The organism is Acaryochloris sp. CCMEE 5410, assembly GCF_000238775.2.
GTDB lineage: Bacteria > Cyanobacteriota > Cyanobacteriia > Thermosynechococcales > Thermosynechococcaceae > Acaryochloris.
Genome location: NZ_AFEJ02000002.1, coordinates 1527567 through 1548267, shown reverse-complemented (window position 1 = coordinate 1548267; position 20701 = coordinate 1527567). Strand labels below are relative to the sequence as shown.

Sequence of the window (20701 nt, the reverse complement as noted above, 5' to 3'; positions counted from 1 at the left end):
GTTTACACAATCTTCTCTAGGAGTACCCCTTGAGTGTCCCTTAGTTCAAAAGATCTTAAGCTTTCGACATCATTCCCGATTTCTAAGCCGGGAGAGGTCAATGCCACCCGCCATTCGCTTAATTCCAGCTGTAACCAGTCCCCTAAGGTGACCATGGCCGGTTCACCCCCCATATGGCTGACCATGACGATATCTTCGGGCTGTTCAATGTCAGGATCATGTTGGGTGCGGTGACCATAGAAGAGGGTGTAGGCATCTTCCGTGATCCGGTTGAAGCGATCGCGTTCCGTTAAATTCTCTCCTAGCCAAGGGTGGGCAAATCGATATTGGCGGGCCGCTAAATTAAAGGCCACCTGGTCCGGATCTAAGCTATCTCCCCAATGCTTAACATTGGAAAAATCGTAGCCATCTTCCATAAAGGCGCGAGCAAACTGTTTAAGCTTTGGCACATCTAAATCATTTAGGAATTCGGGGCGATCTGAATGTCTCAATGTCTCCAAGCTGACGTTGGCACAGACACCCGCTTCTCCCCCAAAACAGTGTCGACAGGTCTCAGCAACAATTTCCAAGTTATAATCTGACTCCAGCATGGTGGCTTGCAAGGCTTTGGCAAACTGTCGCAGCATCTCTAAGTCTGTAAATCCGAGGGCCTTGAGTTGAGGAAACACCTCAGGGGGCTGAAAGAGTTCGGGGGTGAGTTGCCAATCCAGGAAGCCAATTTCTTCGGATACGACTTTGACGCCATATAGTTCATCCGTATTACGGAAAAAGCCCCAAGCGCCGCGAAAGTTGGCATTGAGAAATTCCATGGGTAACCCAGGACAAAATCCTAAAACCCATAGCTTGATAGCGGGATTGTCGTAGGCAGTTTTGGTTACCTCAACGAGGGTGTCTCCCAAATGCCAATTAATCGGACCTTCAGGATCAATTTGATTGCCCCGACGAACCGTATCATGGTTGGCACAGCCGGTAATCCAGTGAGAGCCTTGGAACATCACTTCACAGACGCGCCGCCATTTCTGATCCCAAAAGTGTTTCAGGGCGGGGGTATTGTGGGCAAACACTAGCGGTCCCCACTGGTAGGAATGGGGTTCGAGTTCAACCAACTCTAGATAGCGGGAGGTTTCTTCCCAACCTTCTTGAGGCCAAGGGCGACCATCTTCAAAGATGGTGAACATCAGGCGCTCATTGCCTTGTATCTCTTGGACAATATTGCCCATGGCTCGTAAGTAACCATCGTCCTGTTCCACGAGATTAGTGAGGGGATTGAAAAACCGAAAGTCCTGACCCCCATCCACTCGGATGCCATCGACCCCGGTATTATTCTTGCGTCGCTGCATTTCTAGGAGAATGGCCCGGACAGCAGGCAACTGATGGTTTAAATCTTGGCCATACATATTGGGGCCTTTTAAGTATTGGCGGCTAATCAGATGTTCGCACTGATTGTCGGCATGGCCGTAAACCAGGTCATAGATAACTTGAATCGGACCCGTGAAAAAATTATGGAGAGTGGCAATAAAGTCAATGGTTTCGTCGGGACGCAGGGTTTCTAAGACAGCTGGATTAGTGGCCACAGAGCCAATAATGGGGACGTCGTAGCCCCAATTCTGGGTGTTGGGTTTGCGGAGGGTAATTTTGATGGTTTGGGTATCTTCGTCCGTCAGGCTAGTGGGTTCGGGGGGACGAGCAAAGAATTCATGGTGGTGGTTGTCTTGGTCCAAGCGGTATTCAATGGTGGGCTCCATGGGCAGTAGCTCAATGGCGTCGTAACCTACATAATTTTGCTCCACTGGGGTAAGGTCTTTCCCTTGGGCGAGTTTGTCCGAGATACGCTGGTAGATGCGTGTTAGACCTGCCAGGGTGCCTTCGGGAGACGCGGTATGAACATGAAGCTGCAGGATACAGATCGGAGCGGGGAGGCGAGGCGGCGGGTTTTCGAGGTCTGAGGCTAAGAATCCTTTGCGAGATTTGGTTTGGGCTCCTGTGGTTTTGAAATAGTCTAAATCAGCCCGCTGACGCTGGAGCCGATCGCTATCGTAAAGTTCGGCGGGGGCAAAGACACCGTAAGGGAGGGAGTAAGCTAATGGATCACGGATGGTCTTGACATGCCCTTGGTAGTCGATATAGCGCAGCCAGTAGAAACTACCTGCTTCCTCGCGGGTACCGGGTCGCAGTCCCTTAATCACACCCCAGATATATTCACCTTGGAGAATAAGAGAGATGCGATCGCGTTGCCAGGTAATTTCTTGCTCAGTTGCCTGAAAGTCGATGGGTTCTAGGGGGGTAAAGACTTCTAGATAAATACTGCGTTCGGACTGAATCACTTCAGCGGCGAGTCCAGGGGTCCAGAAGCCGATCTCCGTGAGGCCATCTTCTCGGTAATGGGCGCCTAGTCGGGTGGCGAGGAGTTGGCCCGTTTGAAAATAAGTAGCGTCCGACTGATCAATATTGGCGGCCCAGTCGAGTAAGACTTGCGTTTCTTGGTCATCCAGAACGGGCTCGGGGAAAGCAGAATCAACCACAATTTTTGCAACGTGAATGACATTTTTGTTGTTGTCCAGCCTAACAGAAAGCCGCAGTATTTTAGCGGTTCTTAATTTGCAGTGGGAGGCATGTTGGCATAGGGTAATCTTGAGGTCATCTTTAAATTGCTAGGGATTTGGAGGCAAGTCGTTTTGGGTCAGACTCAACTCGCCTATTCCAGTCGCATTGAATTAAAGGTACAGCAATGGGTTGGGCGCTCGAACATTTGTAGTCCCATCGATCTGGATGACCATAAAGCATAGGAGGCCATCTTAATGAAATCTTCCCTGGTGATTCTTTACCACCGTGAACCCTATGATGAGGTGATTGAGAACGGTAAAGTTCACTATCGGCCCAAAAAAAGTCCCAATGGCATTTTGCCAACTCTAAAGAGCTTCTTTGCTAGTGTGAATCAGGGAACCTGGATTGCTTGGAAACAGGTAACGGCCAAGCAACGGAGTAACTTCGAAACCTTAGTCACAGTAGAAGGCGAGGGTAATTATAATGTCTGCCGCATTCCCCTGAGCGCCGATCAAGTCAAGCATTTCTATCACATCACCTCCAAAGAGGCCTTCTGGCCAATTCTCCATTCTTTCCCCTATCACTTCACCTATGAATCTTCAGATTGGGAAAACTTTCACACCATCAATCGCCTGTTTGCAGAGGCTGCCTGTGAGCAAGCTGCCGATGATGCCCTCATTTGGATCCATGACTATAACCTGTGGATGGCCCCTCACTACATCCGCCAGCTCAAACCCAATGCCAAGATTGCCTTCTTCCACCACACACCTTTCCCTTCAGTGGATATTTTCAATATCTTGCCTTGGCGGGAAGAGATTGTAGATAGTCTATTGTGCTGTGATATCGTCGGCTTCCATATTCCCCGCTACTCCGAAAATTTCGTGAACGTGGCCCGTAGTCTCCGACCCGTCGAAGTGGTTGAGCGAGGTCCGATTCCTGAGCACATCACCCCAGTGGGCACGGCCTTGGCTGAACCGAATATGACGACCTACCTCCGCTATAAAGGTCAGCTGGTCAATATCGATGCCTTCCCCGTCGGCACCAATCCCCAGCATATTTTAGGAACCCTGAACCAGCCTTCTGCCCAGAAGCGGTTGGCCGAAATCAAGGAAGAACTAGGCGATCGCAAATTGATTATCGCGGCGGGTCGCGTGGATTATGTCAAAGGCAACCGCGAGAAGTTAGAAGCCTTTGGTCGCTTACTGGAGCGTCACCCCGATCTTCATGGAAAAATCAACTTCGTGATGACCTGTGTAACACCAGCTACAGGCATGCGGGTCTATAAAACAGCCCAAAGTCAAATTGAGCAACTAGTTGGAAAAATTAATGGCCGCTTTGCCAAGTTGGGCTGGACGCCGATTTTGCTATATACGCAGCCTTTATCCCTAGATGATCTGCTTTGTTACTATCGAACCGCTGATATTTGCTGGACAACTCCTTTACGGGACGGCCTAAATTTGGTGGCAAAGGAGTACATCATTGCTAAGGATAAACAGCCCGGTGTTCTGGTGCTATCGGAATTTGTGGGGGCGGCAGTGGAACTACCAGAAGCCGTTCTCACAAATCCCTATTCAATGGATCGGATGGATGAAGCCATAGACAAAGCTTTGGCAATGTCGCCTGAGGAAAGCCAAGCTGCCATGACTAAAATGTTTGAAACGGTTACGAAGTACGACGTCGATTATTGGGCCAATCATCTGTTGCAGAAGTTCAAGGCGATTCAGTCGGCTCCGTCGAATCAAGCTTCTGTTTCCTAGGCGGCCCAATTTTTTCAATTCGCGATATTGCACCTAATTAAAGCGTTTGAATTAATAGGTGTGATGTTGGTCTGCGATCGCCCACTTCCCAGGCTGTTGAGTCCAATGCAATGACCCCAGGGAGTTTTGAGCTAGGATCGCAACAGCAAGATGTTCGAACGGTTCAACTAACCTCAAAGGAGGCATTGTGTTCTCAGGGTTAACGCAAACAGCCTCCCGGCAACGCGACATTATTGAAGTGGTCCTCCGGAATGGCTGGGACTATATGCAGCAGCTGTTAACGGGCGGCAAAGCGGATCAGCCTGCTTTGCCGACGCCTGCGGTGCTGCGCAATATTTTGGTAGATTTAGGGCCAGTCTATGTCAAGCTAGGCCAGCTTTTGAGTACGCGACCGGATATTTTGCCTGCCCCCTATATTGACGCTCTGTCTACCCTTCAGAGCAAAGTGCCACCTGTGGCCTGGCCGGAAATCAAGGCGGTGATTCAGCAGCAGATTGCCCAGGAACTGCGGTCTCAGTTCAAAGAAATTGACCCGACTCCCGTGGCATCAGGATCCATTGCCCAAGTTCATCGAGCGATCCTGGCAAACGGACAGCAAGTGGCGATTAAGGTGCAGCGACCGGGGATTGATGTCATCGTCAATCAAGATATTGCCCTGATCAATACCCTCGCGGATTTGGCATCCCGAACGGATATTGGCAAAGATTACGACCTTAAGTCCTTGGCGGCAGAGTTTGCCAATGCCCTTTTAGATGAACTGGATTTCACGGTTGAAGCCAGCCATACAGAGCAGCTTCGCCAGAATCTTTCCACCAGCCGCTGGTTTGATCCGCAGCAGCTCGTGGTCCCCAAAATCAATCTGGCCTTGACCACCCAGAAAGTGCTGGTGATGCAGTGGCTAGACGGAGAGCCCTTGTTGTCGGCAAACCTGCCTTTTTCTCAACAAGAACCCAGAATCGATAGTGCCCGGCGGCAGGTAACAACGCTGTTATTTCGGGCTTTTTTGCAGCAAATTTATGTGGATGGCTTCTTCCATGCTGACCCCCATCCCGGCAATTTGTATTATCTGAACGATGGTCGAGCGGCAATTCTAGACTGCGGCATGGTCGGACGCCTGGACCCTAATACCCAGCAGATTTTAACGGAAATGCTGTTGGCGATTGTGGATCTGGATGCCCAGCGCTGTAGTCGTTTGACGCTGCAGTTGGCGAAAACTCGGCGGGCAGAGAACTTGGCCCAGCTCGAAAGTGATTTTGAAGCCCTGCTGCGCAAGTACTATAACCGCAATCTGGCGGAAATTAATCTGGGAGAAGTGCTGTACGAAGTGCTGCAAGTGGCCCGTACCAATAAGCTCAAGCTACCGGGCAATGTGGGTCTATACGTCAAGGCCTTAGCCAACTTGGAAGGAGCAGCCCGGACTTTTGACCCCAAGTTTAATGTCCTGGATGAAATTAAGCCGTTAATGAGCGATTTGTTCCGACGTCAGTTTGTTGGGGAAGATCCCTTGCCGACGCTGCTCAGAACGGCCCTAGATGTGAAGAATTTGTCCTTGCGATCGCCCCGTCAGTTAGAACAACTCCTGGACCAAGTGACGTCAGAATCTTTGCAGTGGAACTTAAATCTATTGGGTCTAAATGGCTTACGGATTACGGTCGATAACGCGGCCAATCGCCTCTCCTTCAGTATTTTGGTGGGGTCGCTGATTATGGGGGCGGCGATGATCTCGGCGGAGAAACAAACGGCTTTGTATTGGTTGAGTAATACTTTGTTTGCCGTGGCGAGCCTTTTGGGACTGTGGTTGGCAGTTAGTATTTTGCGATCGGGGAATCTCCGCTGACTCGAATTTTTAGGTGTAACGCCATGGGATATTTAGGTGTAATTCAAGCATTACTGACGTTAGCTCTACTCAGTACAAGAAGGGCAATAATCGCCAAGTGGTATCTGCATATTGTTGATAAGACGGTCCAAAGGCAACGGTTAACATTTCCTCCTCGACTTGAATGCGATAAACCTTGGCGGTTAGTCCAGACAACAGTAAAGCCAGCAAAACAAGCCAATTCATAACGGCTAGACCTGCACCAATATCAATAATAGATGTTGCTAAATATCCAGGGTGGCGGATCCATCTGTAAGGTCCGTAATCAATGATGCATTGATCTTCCAGCGTAGTAAGGGTGCGGGTATAGTATTGCCCCAACGTGAGCGCGGCCCAAGACCGTAATCCGATACCGAACAGAATGGTGATGATGCCGAACCAGCCCATCCATGCAGATGGGAAAGACCCAATTGTCGACGAACCGAACCAAGGTGCCGCAAGAATAATAATAAGATTGAACAGACTCGAGGCCCAGAGACGCTTGGAGCTACCCTTATCCATCTCTCCTGGGTTGAGGTTTAAAGCTGTTTGCCCTTTTCGGAGGACTCGTTCAATGCCAAAAATAACGATGATTAGGGGGTAAATCAAAAGAGCAGTCGGTTGCATGACTAGATGACCCAACGGTTTTATCTTGAGAATGGCTTGCTAATGTGGTCGTCTTCCAATACGGTGGATCGCCAAGGCAGAGAGATATGTTGCCATTACTCTAACAGCGTTGGCACCTGGTGATGGGTGCAGCGTGGTTGTTATTTATTCGAAGGTCAATCTAGATATCATTTCTTTGATACGTTGTCATAGATGTCTGCATTTCAAGGAAATGATCTGTGAAAGTGACTTTTGGACAAGGCTCTACCATTCCACTACTCGACATCTTCTCCAAGTTTGGTCAGGTCATTGGTCTGGACGACCTTTCTTTGATTGAGATCCAGAATACTCGCCATTTTCGTTCCATCTTTGACATACACCACTAGCAAGCGATTGCCAGTTAAAGGCTGTAAGTTGAAAAGCTGACTGATATCAGTCAAGACTTCAACATACTGCTTACCAAAAGCATCTGAAATCGCAATAGTTCGGTGATCTCTGCTGTCTAAGTACTGGTCTCCATTGGTATCCTTCTTGAGCACCTGATAGACAAAGCGAGCCGTTTTCTTGATCTTCTTTGCTTCTGGATTGGAGGCTGATTCGTCGAGAGGATATTGTTTGGCTTCAACAATGGTGTATTGATTCGTGTCAAATAGGCTGTGAGACTCTAGGGAACTCGAATCAAGAAAGACAAGGTTAGCAATACCGCCCCCTTTTCGCGAATAGAATTCGGAAGAAGATATGCGAGATTTTCCCGCTTTCACTTGTGCGATATTGGCGACTAGATAAGGCGTACCAGGAATGGATTCAAAGGCTTGTAGGACTTTGTCGGGCTTTGGATCGGTTGCTTGAGCTTGATCGTTTGAGAATTCTCTAACGATGGGGACTCGATTACAGGCCCAGAGTAAAGGAGTGCTGATCAACACGACTAATACCGATAACCAACCTTTAGATATGACAGATGGCTTGATCATGGCGACAAAATCTCTTAACCGATACCCAGTCTTGTTGCCATACTCTCATCTAGCCCTGACTGACGCATTGATAGACATCACACCCAGGATTTAATCGCTGAGTATAGCAGATTAGGTCAAAACGTCTGCAAGATAAGCAAGGGCTAAAAATGGATGTCGTCTTGTTCCAACTCCATCAACGTCTGGGTCAGGATCTTCACTGTTCTTTGGCGCTGTTTCCATGACTTGAGGGACGCAGGAAAAATGGCTAACCAGTGATTAAACCCTTGGTAGGTTGTACTGTTTTTGCAAACTAAGTTTTTCGTTGCCGGTAAATGTTTTTGCTGCAATATCTCAATGCAGTGCCTGACTTCATAGGATGAGGCAAACTCTAAGGCAAACCCATCAACCGTTACTAACAAGTAGGGAAATCCTTTGCCAAAGATGCAGGGCGGAAAGGCGGGGTCATACTGATCTGCGTTCCTCCATTCTGCCGTTGGAGGAGTGTCATGAACCGCTTTGTGCACCCACCAACTCACGGGACTGAATCTGCGCTGTTGATGATGAATGATGTGCCATTTTTTCATGTTTGCCAGTCTTGCACATAGGAACGAATCTGGTGATTTGTCTTGCTTGGAAAGATGATACCTCAGACACTGTTCAACCCTCTTTATTTATAGGGTTACACGCTGTAGAACAGGCAGCATATTCTGCCAATAAAACGTTTCTGCCGGTAAAATAACGGAATCAATTCGTGCAAAATCTGATTGGGTTGGTTGGAAATCAGTAGCCGAGCGGGAGTAGGTCAAAGGTGTTTCAACGCAATCTGGAAGATAGGCTCCGAAACACTGAAGAGTCGTATTGAGAAAACCTGTTTCATTTGCTCTAGTGTGTAGCGCTGAATGAATGTTCTTTTCTGTCAGCTTTCTGATCGCACTGCTGAATAAATGTCGAGTTTGGATGGGAAACTCAGAATTGGGAGATGCTAAGTATTCATAGGTGACTTCAAGATCCCAAAATCCAATCCCCCAACCCAGATCTCCGACTTTTTGATCAGGATCATCAAAGCCGTGATGTCCAAATTCATAGTGCTCAACCCATTTATCCTGATCAAAAACTTTGAATGTGGTCCAGTCACTGGTTCCCTGATGGGTGAGAACCATCACCTTCGTTTCTAGAAAAAGAGCCAGGGCAAACGCGACCTCTTCCGATGAAAATGCCCACCAAGTAGTCCAAGTGTGTCCGACATACTGCCAGAGAAAATGCTTGTTTTGCTCCTCTAAAGATGCTGGCAAGGCTTCTATGGAACATTGTGCATGGAAGTGTTTAGCCAGAGTACCACTCACAATGTGAATAGGAGCTTCAATGAGAATGACGCCAAAACGGTTCCAAAAACCACCTGTCAGGCCAAATCCTCGTTTATGAGCAAGCGCATGAATAGACATAAGCAGATGGACAAAATTAATTACATAGAATTTCCAGGTTGTAAACTACCTGAGTCCTCTTTTTTACATCCATTGATTTGATGTCATTAGTCCGTCCTATCTCCACCGAAAGCTTACGCTTATTGCATCGGATTTATCACTGTAGTCGCCATCATCAGGTCAGACAACGCGCCCATTGCCTCATTTTGTCTGCCCAGGGTTGGAGTCCCTACACCTTAGCCTCCCTTTTTAGTGTGAGTCCTAAAACCGTGTACAACTGGCTTAAGGCTTGGAATAACCGTGGTTTTGCAGGACTCTATAATCGCCCAGGCCGAGGTCGAAAACCGATGTTTAATCCCGACCAACAACAGCAGATTTATGAGTGGACTCAGGCATCTCCCATCCAACTCAATCGGGTGCTAGCTCAGATTGAACAGCAGTGGTCAGTACGCGTGTCAAAGGCCACCGTTAAACGCGTCTTGAAGCAGATGGACATGAGCTGGCATCGCTTTCGCCAAGGGACATCAGGCCAGCCTTTATATGCCGACTACCTCGAAAAAACAGCAGTTAGAACATCTCAAGAAACAAGAAGAGAAGGGAGACATCCACCTATTCTTTATGGATGAGAGTGGTTTTTCGTTAGTCCCCTGTATTCCCTATGGATGGCAACCCATAGGGACTTAGGGACTTGCCAAGAAATAAAGTACCTGCGAATCTAAGAAACAAGTCAATACATGATTGACCGATTGTTTTGAGGATATCTGATGCTAGATGCCCCTATAAAAGAGACGTTTCGAGATGCCGCCAAGAAACTGACAGGCCCACACAAGCGAGCATTCATGGCAAAAGTGGCTGAAGACTACCTGGACGGCTCTGCCCGCAAAGCTGAGCGTCATTTAGGTTGGAGACGTACCAGTGTTCAACTGGGCCTTGATGAACGACGGACTGGCATTAGATGCGTTGACAACTATCAAGCCCGAGGTCGTCAGCTTAGCGAAACGAAACTACCCCATTTAGCAACTGACATTCGGGATTTAGTTGATGGTGAAGCCCAAGCTGATCCGAAGTTCAAATCAACGTTGTACTACACCCGTATCAGTGCCAGGGCCGTGCGTGAGGCATTGATTGAGGAGAAAGGCTACAGCGATGAGGCATTACCAACCCGTCAAACCATCGGCAATCTATTGAATCGAATGGGTTATCGCTTAAAAAACCCAAAAGTTAAACCCCTGAAAAACTGCCGCAAACCGATGCGATTTTCGCAATGTCGCTCAAGCCAATTATGCTGCCGATGCGGCCCCCAACCTATTGCGCATCTCGATTGATAGCAAAGCCAAAGTTAAAATTGGCAACCTCTCTCGTGGCGGCAAAGCTCGTACCCTAGACGCGACAAAAGCCAATGACCATGATGACCATTGGGACGCTATTTTGGTACCCTTCGGGATTCTCGATGTGCTCGCAGGGCAACTGTCAATTTACTTTGGTCAGTCTGCTGAAACTACTGATTTTATTGTTGATTGTTTAGAGGCTTGGTGGCGCGAACATCACGATAACTATCCTCAGATAGAGGGATTAGAAATTAACCTTGATGGCGGCTCTGCAGTGCGCAGTAACCGCACACAATTTATCAAGCGTATGGTTGAGTTTGTCCAAATGACACGATTATCGGTTCATCTGATTTACTATCCGCCCTATCACAGCAAATACAATCCGATTGAGCGATGTTGGGCAGCCTTGGAACAATATTGGAATGGCACTATCCTCAACTCCATTGATACGGCTGTCCAGTGGGCATCGAATATGACCTGGAATGGATTGAAGCCTTTGGTTCATTTGATTGAGGGCACCTATGAAAAGAACATTACTGTGCCCTCAGATGAGCTAGAAGCCTACAAACAACAATGGCTATGTTCTGAAGCGTTACCCAAATGGGATATCAAGATTGTGCCCAATTGATGGGTACCTTATTTATTTGTAGATCCCTTATCTGGAAATCCCGACTCGCTCAAGTAAACGCTTGAATGTTCTGGGGTTTTTGAGTCGACGACAAGGGCTACATGCTTATACATCAGAACAGACCATCACCAGTGAGGTTGTCAGTCATTGCATTGATACCTTCTTTGCTGACGTGGAGTTGCCCACCGTCATTGTGATGGATCAAGCCCCTATCCATACGAGCCAAGCAATCTATGAGATGAAGGCAGAGTGGGCCGAACGGGGAATTACCTTGTTTGAGTTGCCAAGCTATTCTCCCCATCTAAATTTGATTGAGCGTCTGTGGCAATTCATGAAATATCAGTGGATTGAAATGAGTGCCTACTGGGGGTGGTCATCTTTGGTCGAATATGTGGAAAGAGTTTTGAAAACCTACGGCGATGATTATGTAATTAATTTTAGCTAAGTACTTATATTGAGAAATTAATCAGAGATGGTGATTAGCATTGCATATCCATGCTTGGCCGCTTTCGTATAGCATTGAGCTAATTCTCTGATGTCTCCATAGCATCCTTCACCATAGTCAGTACCGATCTGCGCTTCTCGTTTGTACAAATTACTCTCAAGGATTTGCAATAACGCTCGATGAACTTCCTGTACTTCATCAGGCAACCAGTATCTGAGGTGATCGTCATCTTCATGTATTCTGCCGCCAAATACTGCATTTACCGCTGTTACACCGTGAATCTCTTTCACGAGAAAAACAGGAGCAGTATGCGGGCAGTATCCACCAGTGATCAGTTCGCCTGAGAGAAATTGGTGTAAGCCATAGGGGACAATCGTTTCATGGTTTTCTTCCTGGCAAAACTTCCAAATATCACCTGTCACATTAGGAAAAGTATTGAGCCATGTTTGGGTATTGTAAAATTTGCCACGGCCAAAGCAGTCTAAGAAAATATCGTAGGCGTCGCCATCTTCAATCAAAGTGTTGAGTGCATCAGGATGAAGGGGATTGTATTGGAACTGAGTGGACATACTCCCCTTCTGGCTGATGCGTTTTATGAGGTTTGACCTTGTTTGTTTGATACTTAGACTTAAGCTATGCAATGCCAGGCTCAATCTCGATCAAAATAAGCCTATCGACTGAGTACAGAATATAATCCACCTTAATGCCTTCATTGGATGTAATATCGGCGGGCGCTAGTACACCAAGCTGTTCTTCAAGTAATAGGGATGGAGCAATGACCTAAAGGGCTTGAATCCACTCTCGAATTTCGTATTCGGTCCAAATGCCGTTTTGCCAATACGGATCCGACTCCACCAACTTGCGTACAGTATCCTCATCTTCAGCGTCGTAAATACCAAACACCATTTTGATATCTTTAGTCGGGCCAATCGTAATCAGCGTCCCCGCTTCTTTTTGGGCATTGAGACCATCTAAATGAGCTTGGCGATAGGGAGCCCGCTTTTCTAGCACTCCATCGCAGTAGCTACCCCACATGACGTACTTCGGCATTTGTGCTTCCCTAATACTCTGTGGTGATTATAGCGGTCAAGCCGTCTTTTTCTGAGGCTATTTTGGTTGAACCTTCCCTAATTTCTGTACAATGCCCATCAGAACGTATGGGGGCATTGAATGGCACTTAGTGAGTTTCAGGTTTGCGATCGCGATCTTAGCGACGCCTTTCTCCAGGACTATCTCCAGGCAGATCGGATTGCAGTGGATACCGAAACCATGGGATTGAAGCCCCATCGTGATCGCCTCTGTCTGGTTCAGATTTGCAATCCTGAAGGCCAAGTCACCGTGGTGCGAATTGTCCAGGGACAAATGGATGCGCCTAACCTGAAGCAGCTGATGGAAGCGGACAAAGTCCTAAAGGTCTTTCACTTTGCCCGCTTTGATATCGCCACGCTGTTGCATCACCTTGATATTGAAACCATGCCGATCTTCTGCACAAAAATAGCCAGTAAATTGGTGCGAACCTACAGCCCTCGTCATGGTCTGAAGGAGCTAGTCAGAGAGTTAGTGGGTGAAGAACTCGACAAGTCAGCCCAAAGTTCTGACTGGGGAAATGCGGAAAACCTCTCAGAAGAGCAGTTGAACTATGCATCGAATGATGTCCGCTATTTGCTATCGGCCCAAGCCACCCTTGTGAAGATGCTGGAGCGGGAAGAGCGCCTAGAATTAGCGATGGCTTGCTTCCAATGCCTACCCACCATCGTCACCCTGGATCTGATGCATTTTGACAATATTTTTGAGCATTAAGCCCTTGTGTATCTCCAGCAGCTTCACCTGATCCAATTTCGCAACTATGTCGCCCAGCAGGTGGAGTTCTCTGCTCCCAAAACGATTTTGGTGGGACCAAATGCCCAGGGCAAATCCAATTTACTAGAAGCAGTGGAGCTGCTCTCAACCTTAAAATCTCATCGGGTCAGCCGCGATCGCGACTTGGTTAAAGAAGGTGAATCCCTCAGTCAGGTTACAGCAACCCTCCAACGGGAGAGTGGTCCTCTCGACTTGAGTTTGACTCTGCGGGCCAATGGTCGTCGCACGGTTTCTGTGAATAGTGAAACGATTCGTCGCCAGCTCGATTTTCTGGGGCACCTCAATATTGTCCAGTTTTCCAGTCTTGATATGGATCTGGTGCGGGGAGGTCCAGGAGAGCGACGGAATTGGCTTGATGCAGTGCTGGTGCAGTTGGAACCTGTCTATGCCCATTTGCTGCAGCAATATCAGCAGGTCCTTAAGCAGCGCAATGCTTATCTGAAGCATCATCGTGCTGACAATGCTCCTCAGGTTGACCCCCAGCAACTTATTCTTTGGAACCAGCAGCTGGCAGCGAGTGGTTCACGGGTGATTCAGCGACGTCAGCGGATGTTGATGCGGTTAGTCCCCCTGGCGGGCCACTGGCACCAAACCATTAGCGGTCACCAAGAACAGCTTGAAATTCTCTACACCCCTAATGTCAGCTACGACCCCCAATTTCCTGAGCAGCTCTACCCTCAATTCCTCAGCCAACTGGAGGAAAAGTCGATGCTGGAGCAATTGCAAGGTTTATCCCTGGTTGGTCCTCATCGGGATGAAGTTACGTTGCTTATTAATGGCACTCCAGCTCGTCAGTATGGGTCGCAAGGCCAGCAACGCACGTTAGTTTTGGCTCTGAAGCTGGCGGAGCTGAAGTTGATTGAGGAAGTGGTAGGAGAAGCCCCCTTACTGCTCCTAGATGATGTGCTAGCGGAGCTGGATCTGAATCGGCAAAACCAGCTTTTAGATGCGATTCAGACCCGCTTTCAAACCCTGATTACGACCACTCACTTAGGTGCTTTTGATGCTAAATGGCTAGATTCTGCACAGGTCTTGACGGTGAAAGCAGGGCAGGTCCAGTTTTCACCCTAACGCTATTCTGTAACTAGCACTGTTAGCGATGCTCTCAAAATGGTTCAAGTTCCTTCTAAATCCCTGACTCTGGAAGAATTCCTTAGGTTACCGGAGACTAAACCAGCCAGTGAGTATATTGAAGAGCAGATCCTGCAAAAGCCAATGCCTCAAGGAAAACATAGCCGTATCCAAGGTGAGCTATTAGCTGCGATTAATGCGGTGGTTAAGCCAGAACGAGTTGCTTGTGCTTTCCCTGAGTTACGCTGCACGTACCCTTCGAGAAGCCATCCTGCGGATGTCTATGGTGGACGATCAACGGTTCCTGATATTGCGGTGTTTACATGGAGTCGAATTCTTTGTGATGACAGTGGAGAAGTGGCGAATGCTTTTTCGCTTGCACCTGATTGGACGATTGAAATTTTATCGCCTGATCAAAGTCATACTCGTGTGACGAAGAATATTATAGACCTTATCGGAAATAGCATAGACACCTTGCAGAAGCGCTTTTTACTTTCACGTTTGTGATTAGGCAGTTCCAAATTGCCCGGTAATTTTCCCGCGCCGGTGAGTCAACCGGAAATTATGAAGCCCACAAGCCGTTTCCATCACGTCATCAACATAATGGTCAACCCAATTTCTAAATCTCTGAACCACTATCTGACAACGCTTAATCCCCCCGATTTGATGCTCCACCTCAACTCGGACCTTTGAAATTTGTCGATTTTCCTCTTTCTGTGGATCTGTCAATTCTGCTTTTTGAGGTTTCTTCTTCGGTTGCTTGATGCTCACCCCACCTGGGGCAAATCCTTGGAACCCAGTATCTTGCCAAAGCTTACTCCCTTCTGGGAACCGATACCCTTCTTCATCAGCAATCTTCTTATCATGCTTTTTGCCTTCATAGGTATCACTCAAAAACAATACCTTGCCTCCTCGTTCGCTGATGATATTGTTTTTGACCGTGTGGGCTTTTTGGTACTGGTTCCGTAGAGTGGGGCAGCAGAGAAGCTTTCTATATATTAATTTGAGAGATAATCGATGCATTCTATAACATCGTTCTTTCAATGGATTTTTCTGTTCATTATTGTCCATGCTGTACTTATGGTGACACCCAATACCCACACTCGTTATCTAACAAAAGGGCATGGTTCACGGACTATCCTCCATTGCCGTCGATGTGACATCTATTTCAGTGAGACGTTTGCAACTCCGATCTCAGGACTCAAAACCCCATTAAGCTGGATTATCACCATCCTCAAAGCCAGGAGTGAAGGGATGAGCCTGAATGCCACAGCTCGCACCCACAATGTATCCAAAAAAAGTGTGATTGATTGGGAAAGACGCCTATCTAGCCTCAAGCCGACCTTAATGCTCTATTCGTTAGTCCATCGGTTCATTGACCAAGAAATAGAGGGGGATAAGCTTTATCCAAGGTGAACAAAAACAAACCGCCCTCAGAGTCGCAAGGTTGGACAATTGTTCTGATGGAACGGGGGAGTCGGTTTCTGTGGGAATTGCATTGTGGGCGAAAAGACCAGCAATTATTTGAGAAGGCGTTATAGTGTTTGGCTCGAGTGATTGAGCAAACGGACAATTTGAGTCTATTAACGGATGGAGAAAGGCGCTATGGCAATATTCTGTTTGATATTTGCCATGACATCATTCGCAATGGCAAACCGGGGCGGCCTCTCAAACGACTGCCGAAAGGGGTAAGAGTGCGCATTAAAAACAAAGGAGCCAAAACAAAGAAGGGGCGTCCTCGTCAAAAGTATCACAGGACTTACGCATTGACACGGGTTTTATTTTGTGGGTTGAAAGATAAAGGCCGTTAATGTTCTCCCTCTGTTGCGAATACCCAGCAAGCCTTCAACTGCTCAGTGCACCCAAGACCTTTATGTCCGCTATCTCCTAGCTCAACCCCAAGGAGATGGATGCAGCCATATGGCAGAAATCCTCAAAGATGTTTCTCACGACAGCATCAACCGCTTTTTGCTTCGAGAACGCTATGAGCCCAAAGATCTATTTGATTTACTTGCAGACAATGAATGGATTGAGCTGACCGGAGGCGTTTTGAGTGCTGATGATACTGTTCTTGAGAAACTCTACAGCAACCCCAAGAAAATGGACCTGTTGGGATATTACTGGAGTAGCAAACATAGCAAACCGATTTTGGGAATCCCCTTAATCACCCTGTACTACACCAGTCCCAATGGCTTGAGAGTCCCCATTAACTATCGTATTTATGACAAACAGGAGGGCAAAACCAAGAATCAATATCTCCAGGAAATGCTCCAAGAGGTTTTAGCTTGGGGGCTTCGACCGACGACCTTCACCAGCGATGCTTGGTATGCATCCAAGGCCAATCTCAATTTACTCAAAGACGTGCAATTGGGATTCCTGGTTGGTGTTGCCAAAATCGACAGGTGCGATTGGGCCAGAGCCAGTATCAACGCGTGGATACCCTTGTCATCCCTGAACAAGGATTACATGTTTACCTCAAAGGGGTGGGCATCGTGAAGGTTTTTTGCCAGCGATTCAAAAACGAATCGTGTCGCTATTACCTTCTGTATGCGCCAGACCCGAAGGAGCTTGCTATTGCAGGTAAAGCTGAGTTTGAGCATTTACACACACTCCATTGGGGCATTGAATGCTTTCATCGTGCAGGCAAACAATTGTGTGGACTTCAGCGGTTTCGTGTGCGTTTAACTGAGGCTGTTCATACCCATGTGTTTTGTGCGCTGAGGGCTTTTGTAGAGCTGGAATTACAAGTTTGGCATCAACAGATAGACAACTGGTATGCCCTACAACGCAAGTTATATCAAGAGGTTGCTCGACAATTCATTCTTGAACAACCACTGCTGGGATGGCTCTCTTGAACATTGGGGGTAATTTCTGTCAATGCGTTAGTCCTGTATCAATCACCTATTCCAGAGCATCCTGATACAGCTCATGAGGCAGGGCTGTTTTAAGTTAGCAGCGAAAAAATAATATCGACCCGATTAGCCAGCTTAGTCATCGCGGTTTTGAGGGATTGATAGTCGTTTAGCCGCAGGATATTAATCCCAATAGTTCTAAGCACTGACCAATTGAGCAGTGCTTGTTCATCTTCGAGTCGATAATCATCTTCGCCAAAAACAACATCCTTCGGCCAATGCAACCGATTTTCAATGCCCCAATGTTCTCGGACCAGAGATTGCCAATGCTGGGGTGAGGTGGCAGCTGAACTGATGTAATAGGCCGTATTGTGATACTCCTTTCCTTTGCGAGTGCCCCATCGTTGGACACAAAGCACAGAGCGAATTGCCTCCCATTCCTGTAAGGCTATGCCGACAGGCTCATAAACCTGTATACACCGATGTTCATCTCGTCCTCTACTTTGGGCGGAGTGGATGTGCTCAGCCATGGGTTTAAGACACTCAAAGTAAGTCTGGAGGTGGTCGTAAAGTCTTCCCTGATTGGATTTGACCGCCACAAGATAGTCGTTACCCGAGGCCACAATCTTCTCAAGTGTTTTTTTGGGCGTGTAAGGCATCCATGGTAATCAGCAAGCCATCGAGTTGAAGGGTTTCCAACAGTGCCTGGACGACTTTGATTTCGCTATTATCCTCCTGAGTGAGGGCTTCGAGCTTGAGGGTGATGCCTGCTTCCACCGCAAATAAACTCACCAACCCTACAAAACGCTGCTTCCCCTTGGCATCTGTCAGCCCCTGACGAATCCGTTTGCCATCAATGGAGGCTGCATAATTATCGGGAGAGTGAGTCTGGGCTTTCGAGAGCATCCATGCTTCAAATTGGTGGCTCAACGCTTGGAAGTCAAGCCCCTTCATCACTCGACGAAAGGTACAGTGAGACGGAACTTCGAGGCTCTCAAGCCCCAATAGCTCACTTAAAGGCTGGCGATAATCGCTCACAAAGGTTTCTAACGGACGGTACCCTTGATATCCAGCAAGCATGCCCATCACCATCAATAGCAACAGCAGCCATAACGGATGAATACGGCCATGGGCACTGCGGAAATCCGGGACTTGCTTCAAAGTATCGATTAGATGGCTCATCGGTCTCTCTACTGTTGGTCAGTAGAACCATCCTATTTTTTCTAGGAGTAACGTAAAACAACCCTGGCTCATGAGGTGTCTAACGAAGAGATACATGCTAATCATGTTGAAGCGTTTAATGCCTCCATGAGACGACGTAATGCAACCTTTCGACGCAAGACGTGACCTTTACTCGAAAAAGTGGACAGTTCATTTAAGCTGCGAGTGTTTGATTTCGTGTCCTCCAGTAATTTTCTTCAAATTGGACAGGGGCGCAATATCCAAGGGTTGAATGAAGTCGTTGTCGGTTGTAGAAAACCTCAATCCATTCTGCAATAGCCGTCTTAGCCATCGCTCGATTAGGGAACGTTGTGGGATAAATTAACTCAGTTTTGAGGGTCCCCAAAAAGCTTTCAGCCACCGCATTATCCCAGCAATTGGCTCGACGACTCATACTACAAGTGATTCCCTTCTTGATTAAAGCCTGTTGATAGTCCCCACTGGCATATTGACTGCCTCGGTCAGAATGAAAGATTAATCCAGTCTGTGCTGGTATCCGTTGTCCTAATACCAAATCCGATTTATATAACTCCGATATAATGCATAATTAGAGAATGCCAAGAAAACTATATCTCGAACCCCATTTTTCGCCTGACGAGCTGAAGTCTCATTACCGAGCCAGCCAAGACCCAGTAGAATCGCGCCGCTGGCATCTACTATGGCTCGTCAGTGAGCAAACAACCCTGACTCAAGCAGCCCAAGTGGTCGGTCTCAACTACGATTACGCTCGAGAAATCGTCAGGGAGTATAACCACAATGGCGCCCATGGGTTACGCAACCGACGCAAAGATAAGCGACCTCATCAATCTCGCAGTCTTCTGACTCAAGACCAATGTGCACAATTGTTGACTCGTCTACAAACCCCACCCGCCGACGGTGGTCTATGGAACGGACCTAAAGTAGCCCAGGTCATCGCTCAGATGACCGGAGTCGAGAAGGTGTGGCCCCAACGCGGTTGGGACTATCTCAAGCGATTGGAGCAGTCCTTGCAATGCCCACGTCCTCATCATCGTAAAGGTGAACCAGAGGCCCAAGCCGCTTTTAAAAAACTGCCTGAGTACAAAGCAGAATTGGAGCGACGCTACCCTAATGCTCAGGTCGAAGTTTGGTCTTTTGATGAACATCGTTTAGGCCTTAAACCCATTATTCGAAAGATTTGGGCACCTGTGGGTCAGCGTCCAATTGCTGAGGTGGACCATCGCTATGAATGGACCTATCTGTATGGATTCGTTCATCCCGCAACTGGCAATACCGAATGGTTCATTCTGCCTCGGGTCAATGGAGAATGGTTTAATCAAGCCCTACAAAGCTTTGCTCAGCAAGTTGGAGCGGGAAAGCACAAACAGATTCTTCTCGTTCTCGATGGAGCCGGATGGCATACCTGTAAGAATCGGGTGGTGCCACCTGGCATTCATCTGAAGGTTTTACCCCCCTATTCTCCAGAGCTACAGCCCGCTGAACGGTTGTGGCGGCTAGCGGATGAACCACTGGCTAATCGGTGTTTTGAGACCCTGGAAGACCTCGAAGATGTTCTCGAGCAGCGCTGTCGAACTTTAATGACAATGCAATCAGACATTCAAGCTCTCACTCACTACCATTGGTGGCCAGTTTGACAGATGAGATATTTCGGGATTTAATGAGTCGGATTTGGTATAAGGCAGCCTTTAGGGCATTGAGAACTAATTGTGTCCGCATATGCTCAGCCATGGACCAACCTACGACTCGTCGAGAGAACAAGTCAATAATGACGGCCAAATATAACCATCCTTCATGGGTCGAGATATAGGTGATATCTGCAACCCAAGCTTGGTCAGGTTTCTCGCTCGTAAACGTCCTGTCTAGGATATTCGGGGCAATCGGCCCATCATGCTCAGAATGAGTAGTGACTTTGAATGGACGCTTCGCTTGAGCACAAATCCCTAGCTTTGCCATGAGTCGGACCACCCGTTGGCGACTGACTGGAAATCCTTTTTCAACCAACGATGCATGAATTCGGGGTGAGCCGTAAGTTTGACGACTCTCATCATGAATCTGTTGAATCTGCTCTGACAAGATTTCATTCTCCTGGTGTCTAGGGAGGGCTTTCGCTTTACCCAGGCATAGTAGCCACTTCTCGATAACTTGAGGACTTTACACATCAAGACAATGGGGAAGTTCACC

The 20701-nt window shown here is 47.7% G+C and carries 20 protein-coding genes and 5 pseudogenes; 13 read left to right on the top strand and 12 right to left on the bottom strand.

The features are described 5' to 3' along the window. Nucleotides 1–2: 2 nt before the first annotated feature. Complete coding sequence (gene gghA, locus ON05_RS28025) at nt 3–2522, bottom strand: glucosylglycerol hydrolase (protein WP_010476681.1); 2520 nt, start codon at nt 2520–2522, stop codon at nt 3–5. Between the two features lie 276 nt (nt 2523–2798). Between gghA and ggpS the strand changes: the two genes are divergently transcribed. Beyond that, complete coding sequence (ggpS, locus tag ON05_RS28020; protein ID WP_010476679.1) at nt 2799–4301, top strand: glucosylglycerol-phosphate synthase; 1503 nt, start codon at nt 2799–2801, stop codon at nt 4299–4301. A gap of 51 nt (nt 4302–4352) precedes the next feature. Here ggpS and ON05_RS28015 read toward each other — a convergent pair whose 3' ends face one another. Further along, nucleotides 4353–4487 carry a hypothetical protein gene (locus tag ON05_RS28015; RefSeq protein WP_255345105.1) on the bottom strand — a complete coding sequence of 45 codons (135 nt, stop codon included), beginning with the start codon at nt 4485–4487 and terminating at the stop codon, nt 4353–4355. Between the two features lies 1 nt (nt 4488). Here ON05_RS28015 and ON05_RS28010 point away from each other — a divergent pair, with 1 nt between their 5' ends. Next, nucleotides 4489–6138 carry an AarF/ABC1/UbiB kinase family protein gene (locus ON05_RS28010; protein ID WP_010476677.1) on the top strand — a complete coding sequence of 550 codons (1650 nt, stop codon included), beginning with the start codon at nt 4489–4491 and terminating at the stop codon, nt 6136–6138. A 69-nt stretch (nt 6139–6207) separates the two neighbouring features. On the opposite strand, the gene ON05_RS28005 is transcribed toward ON05_RS28010, so the two are convergent. The 4 genes from ON05_RS28005 to ON05_RS27990 all read right to left on the bottom strand — a co-directional run bounded on the left by ON05_RS28005 (nt 6208) and on the right by ON05_RS27990 (nt 9157). Then, entirely contained in the window at nt 6208–6783 is a 576-nt protein-coding gene (locus tag ON05_RS28005; RefSeq protein WP_010476675.1) for an isoprenylcysteine carboxylmethyltransferase family protein, read from the bottom strand. Between the two features lie 254 nt (nt 6784–7037). Continuing rightward, nucleotides 7038–7733: a hypothetical protein gene (locus ON05_RS28000; protein WP_010476674.1), complete on the bottom strand. Its 696-nt coding sequence runs from the start codon at nt 7731–7733 to the stop codon at nt 7038–7040. A gap of 143 nt (nt 7734–7876) precedes the next feature. Then, nucleotides 7877–8299, bottom strand: a complete 423-nt coding sequence (locus tag ON05_RS27995) for a hypothetical protein (protein ID WP_010476673.1) — start codon at nt 8297–8299, stop codon at nt 7877–7879. Nucleotides 8300–8386: 87 nt separating this feature from the next. Beyond that, complete coding sequence (locus ON05_RS27990; protein ID WP_010476672.1) at nt 8387–9157, bottom strand: hypothetical protein; 771 nt, start codon at nt 9155–9157, stop codon at nt 8387–8389. Between the two features lie 80 nt (nt 9158–9237). Between ON05_RS27990 and ON05_RS27985 the strand changes: the two are divergent. The 4 genes and pseudogenes from ON05_RS27985 to ON05_RS27970 form a co-directional block, all read left to right on the top strand. Beyond that, nucleotides 9238–9817: pseudogene (locus ON05_RS27985) on the top strand (IS630 family transposase); the annotation flags it as partial. A gap of 83 nt (nt 9818–9900) precedes the next feature. Beyond that, nucleotides 9901–10461, top strand: coding sequence for an ISAzo13-like element transposase-related protein (locus ON05_RS27980; protein WP_262562439.1), 561 nt, complete (start codon nt 9901–9903; stop codon nt 10459–10461). Then, on the top strand, nt 10445–11092 hold the full coding sequence (locus ON05_RS27975) for an ISAzo13-like element transposase-related protein (protein WP_010482544.1): 648 nt from the start codon (nt 10445–10447) through the stop codon (nt 11090–11092). Before ON05_RS27980 ends, ON05_RS27975 begins: the two co-directional genes overlap by 17 nt. Before the next feature lie 28 nt (nt 11093–11120). Continuing rightward, a pseudogene (locus ON05_RS27970) lies at nt 11121–11537 on the top strand (transposase); the annotation flags it as partial. 17 nt (nt 11538–11554) lie between these two features. Here the strand turns inward: ON05_RS27970 and ON05_RS27965 are convergent. Together ON05_RS27965 and ON05_RS27960 are read right to left on the bottom strand one after the other, a co-directional pair. Then, nucleotides 11555–12106 (bottom strand): hypothetical protein, encoded by a 552-nt coding sequence (locus ON05_RS27965; protein WP_010482182.1) that lies wholly within the window; start codon nt 12104–12106, stop codon nt 11555–11557. Between the two features lie 211 nt (nt 12107–12317). After that, on the bottom strand, nt 12318–12587 hold the full coding sequence (locus tag ON05_RS27960) for a YciI family protein (RefSeq protein ID WP_010482184.1): 270 nt from the start codon (nt 12585–12587) through the stop codon (nt 12318–12320). A gap of 120 nt (nt 12588–12707) precedes the next feature. Here ON05_RS27960 and ON05_RS27955 point away from each other — a divergent pair, with 120 nt between their 5' ends. The 3 genes and pseudogenes from ON05_RS27955 to ON05_RS27945 all read left to right on the top strand — a co-directional run. Beyond that, entirely contained in the window at nt 12708–13337 is a 630-nt protein-coding gene (locus tag ON05_RS27955) for a ribonuclease H-like domain-containing protein (protein WP_010482186.1), read from the top strand. 6 nt (nt 13338–13343) lie between these two features. After that, nucleotides 13344–14468 (top strand): DNA replication/repair protein RecF, encoded by a 1125-nt coding sequence (gene recF / locus ON05_RS27950; RefSeq protein ID WP_010482188.1) that lies wholly within the window; start codon nt 13344–13346, stop codon nt 14466–14468. Between the two features lie 39 nt (nt 14469–14507). Further along, nucleotides 14508–14930: pseudogene (locus ON05_RS27945) on the top strand (Uma2 family endonuclease); the annotation flags it as partial. A gap of 45 nt (nt 14931–14975) precedes the next feature. Here the strand turns inward: ON05_RS27945 and ON05_RS27940 are convergent. Continuing rightward, nucleotides 14976–15491: a transposase family protein gene (locus tag ON05_RS27940; protein ID WP_236619204.1), complete on the bottom strand. Its 516-nt coding sequence runs from the start codon at nt 15489–15491 to the stop codon at nt 14976–14978. Between ON05_RS27940 and ON05_RS27935 the strand changes: the two genes are divergently transcribed. From ON05_RS27935 to ON05_RS27925, 3 genes and pseudogenes are all read left to right on the top strand, one after another. Then, the gene (locus tag ON05_RS27935; protein ID WP_029315888.1) at nt 15486–15884 is read left to right on the top strand and encodes a hypothetical protein; all 399 of its coding nucleotides are present in this window, start codon (nt 15486–15488) and stop codon (nt 15882–15884) included. The two genes, ON05_RS27940 and ON05_RS27935, sit on opposite strands and share 6 nt — an antisense overlap. Nucleotides 15885–16012: 128 nt before the next feature. Beyond that, on the top strand, nt 16013–16279 hold the full coding sequence (locus tag ON05_RS27930) for a hypothetical protein (RefSeq protein WP_010482193.1): 267 nt from the start codon (nt 16013–16015) through the stop codon (nt 16277–16279). A 13-nt stretch (nt 16280–16292) separates the two neighbouring features. After that, a pseudogene (locus ON05_RS27925) lies at nt 16293–17323 on the top strand (transposase). 89 nt (nt 17324–17412) lie between these two features. On the opposite strand, the gene ON05_RS27920 reads toward ON05_RS27925, so the two are convergent. Further along, nucleotides 17413–18502, bottom strand: a protein-coding gene (locus ON05_RS27920; RefSeq protein ID WP_262561039.1) for an ISAs1 family transposase whose coding sequence is annotated in 2 segments (ribosomal slippage) — nt 17413–17961 and nt 17963–18502 — 1089 coding nt in all. Because the reading frame shifts where the segments join, the coding sequence is not laid out codon by codon here. A gap of 193 nt (nt 18503–18695) precedes the next feature. Further along, a pseudogene (locus ON05_RS27915) lies at nt 18696–19049 on the bottom strand (integrase core domain-containing protein); the annotation flags it as partial. Between the two features lie 46 nt (nt 19050–19095). Here ON05_RS27915 and ON05_RS27910 point away from each other — a divergent pair. Beyond that, the gene (locus ON05_RS27910) at nt 19096–20154 is read left to right on the top strand and encodes an IS630 family transposase (RefSeq protein WP_262562434.1); all 1059 of its coding nucleotides are present in this window, start codon (nt 19096–19098) and stop codon (nt 20152–20154) included. Here the strand turns inward: ON05_RS27910 and ON05_RS27905 are convergent. Then, a complete protein-coding gene (locus tag ON05_RS27905; protein ID WP_262562492.1) occupies nt 20126–20638 on the bottom strand; it encodes an IS3 family transposase in 513 nt (170 codons plus the stop codon). The two genes, ON05_RS27910 and ON05_RS27905, sit on opposite strands and share 29 nt — an antisense overlap. Nucleotides 20639–20701 lie beyond the last annotated feature (63 nt).

What these genes read in the sequence shown, in the direction of transcription:
- ggpS (WP_010476679.1), top strand. Translation starts at nt 2,799, where the DNA reads ATGAAATCTTCCCTGGTGATTCTTTACCACCGTGAACCCTATGATGAG.
- ON05_RS28015 (WP_255345105.1), bottom strand. Translation starts at nt 4,487, where the DNA reads ATGCCTCCTTTGAGGTTAGTTGAACCGTTCGAACATCTTGCTGTTGCG.
- ON05_RS28005 (WP_010476675.1), bottom strand. Translation starts at nt 6,783, where the DNA reads ATGCAACCGACTGCTCTTTTGATTTACCCCCTAATCATCGTTATTTTT.
- ON05_RS28000 (WP_010476674.1), bottom strand. Translation starts at nt 7,733, where the DNA reads ATGATCAAGCCATCTGTCATATCTAAAGGTTGGTTATCGGTATTAGTC.
- ON05_RS27995 (WP_010476673.1), bottom strand. Translation starts at nt 8,299, where the DNA reads ATGAAAAAATGGCACATCATTCATCATCAACAGCGCAGATTCAGTCCC.
- ON05_RS27990 (WP_010476672.1), bottom strand. Translation starts at nt 9,157, where the DNA reads ATGTCTATTCATGCGCTTGCTCATAAACGAGGATTTGGCCTGACAGGT.
- ON05_RS27980 (WP_262562439.1), top strand. Translation starts at nt 9,901, where the DNA reads ATGCTAGATGCCCCTATAAAAGAGACGTTTCGAGATGCCGCCAAGAAA.
- ON05_RS27965 (WP_010482182.1), bottom strand. Translation starts at nt 12,106, where the DNA reads ATGTCCACTCAGTTCCAATACAATCCCCTTCATCCTGATGCACTCAAC.
- ON05_RS27960 (WP_010482184.1), bottom strand. Translation starts at nt 12,587, where the DNA reads ATGCCGAAGTACGTCATGTGGGGTAGCTACTGCGATGGAGTGCTAGAA.
- ON05_RS27955 (WP_010482186.1), top strand. Translation starts at nt 12,708, where the DNA reads ATGGCACTTAGTGAGTTTCAGGTTTGCGATCGCGATCTTAGCGACGCC.
- ON05_RS27935 (WP_029315888.1), top strand. Translation starts at nt 15,486, where the DNA reads ATGCATTCTATAACATCGTTCTTTCAATGGATTTTTCTGTTCATTATT.
- ON05_RS27940 (WP_236619204.1), bottom strand. Translation starts at nt 15,491, where the DNA reads ATGCATCGATTATCTCTCAAATTAATATATAGAAAGCTTCTCTGCTGC.
- ON05_RS27910 (WP_262562434.1), top strand. Translation starts at nt 19,096, where the DNA reads ATGCCAAGAAAACTATATCTCGAACCCCATTTTTCGCCTGACGAGCTG.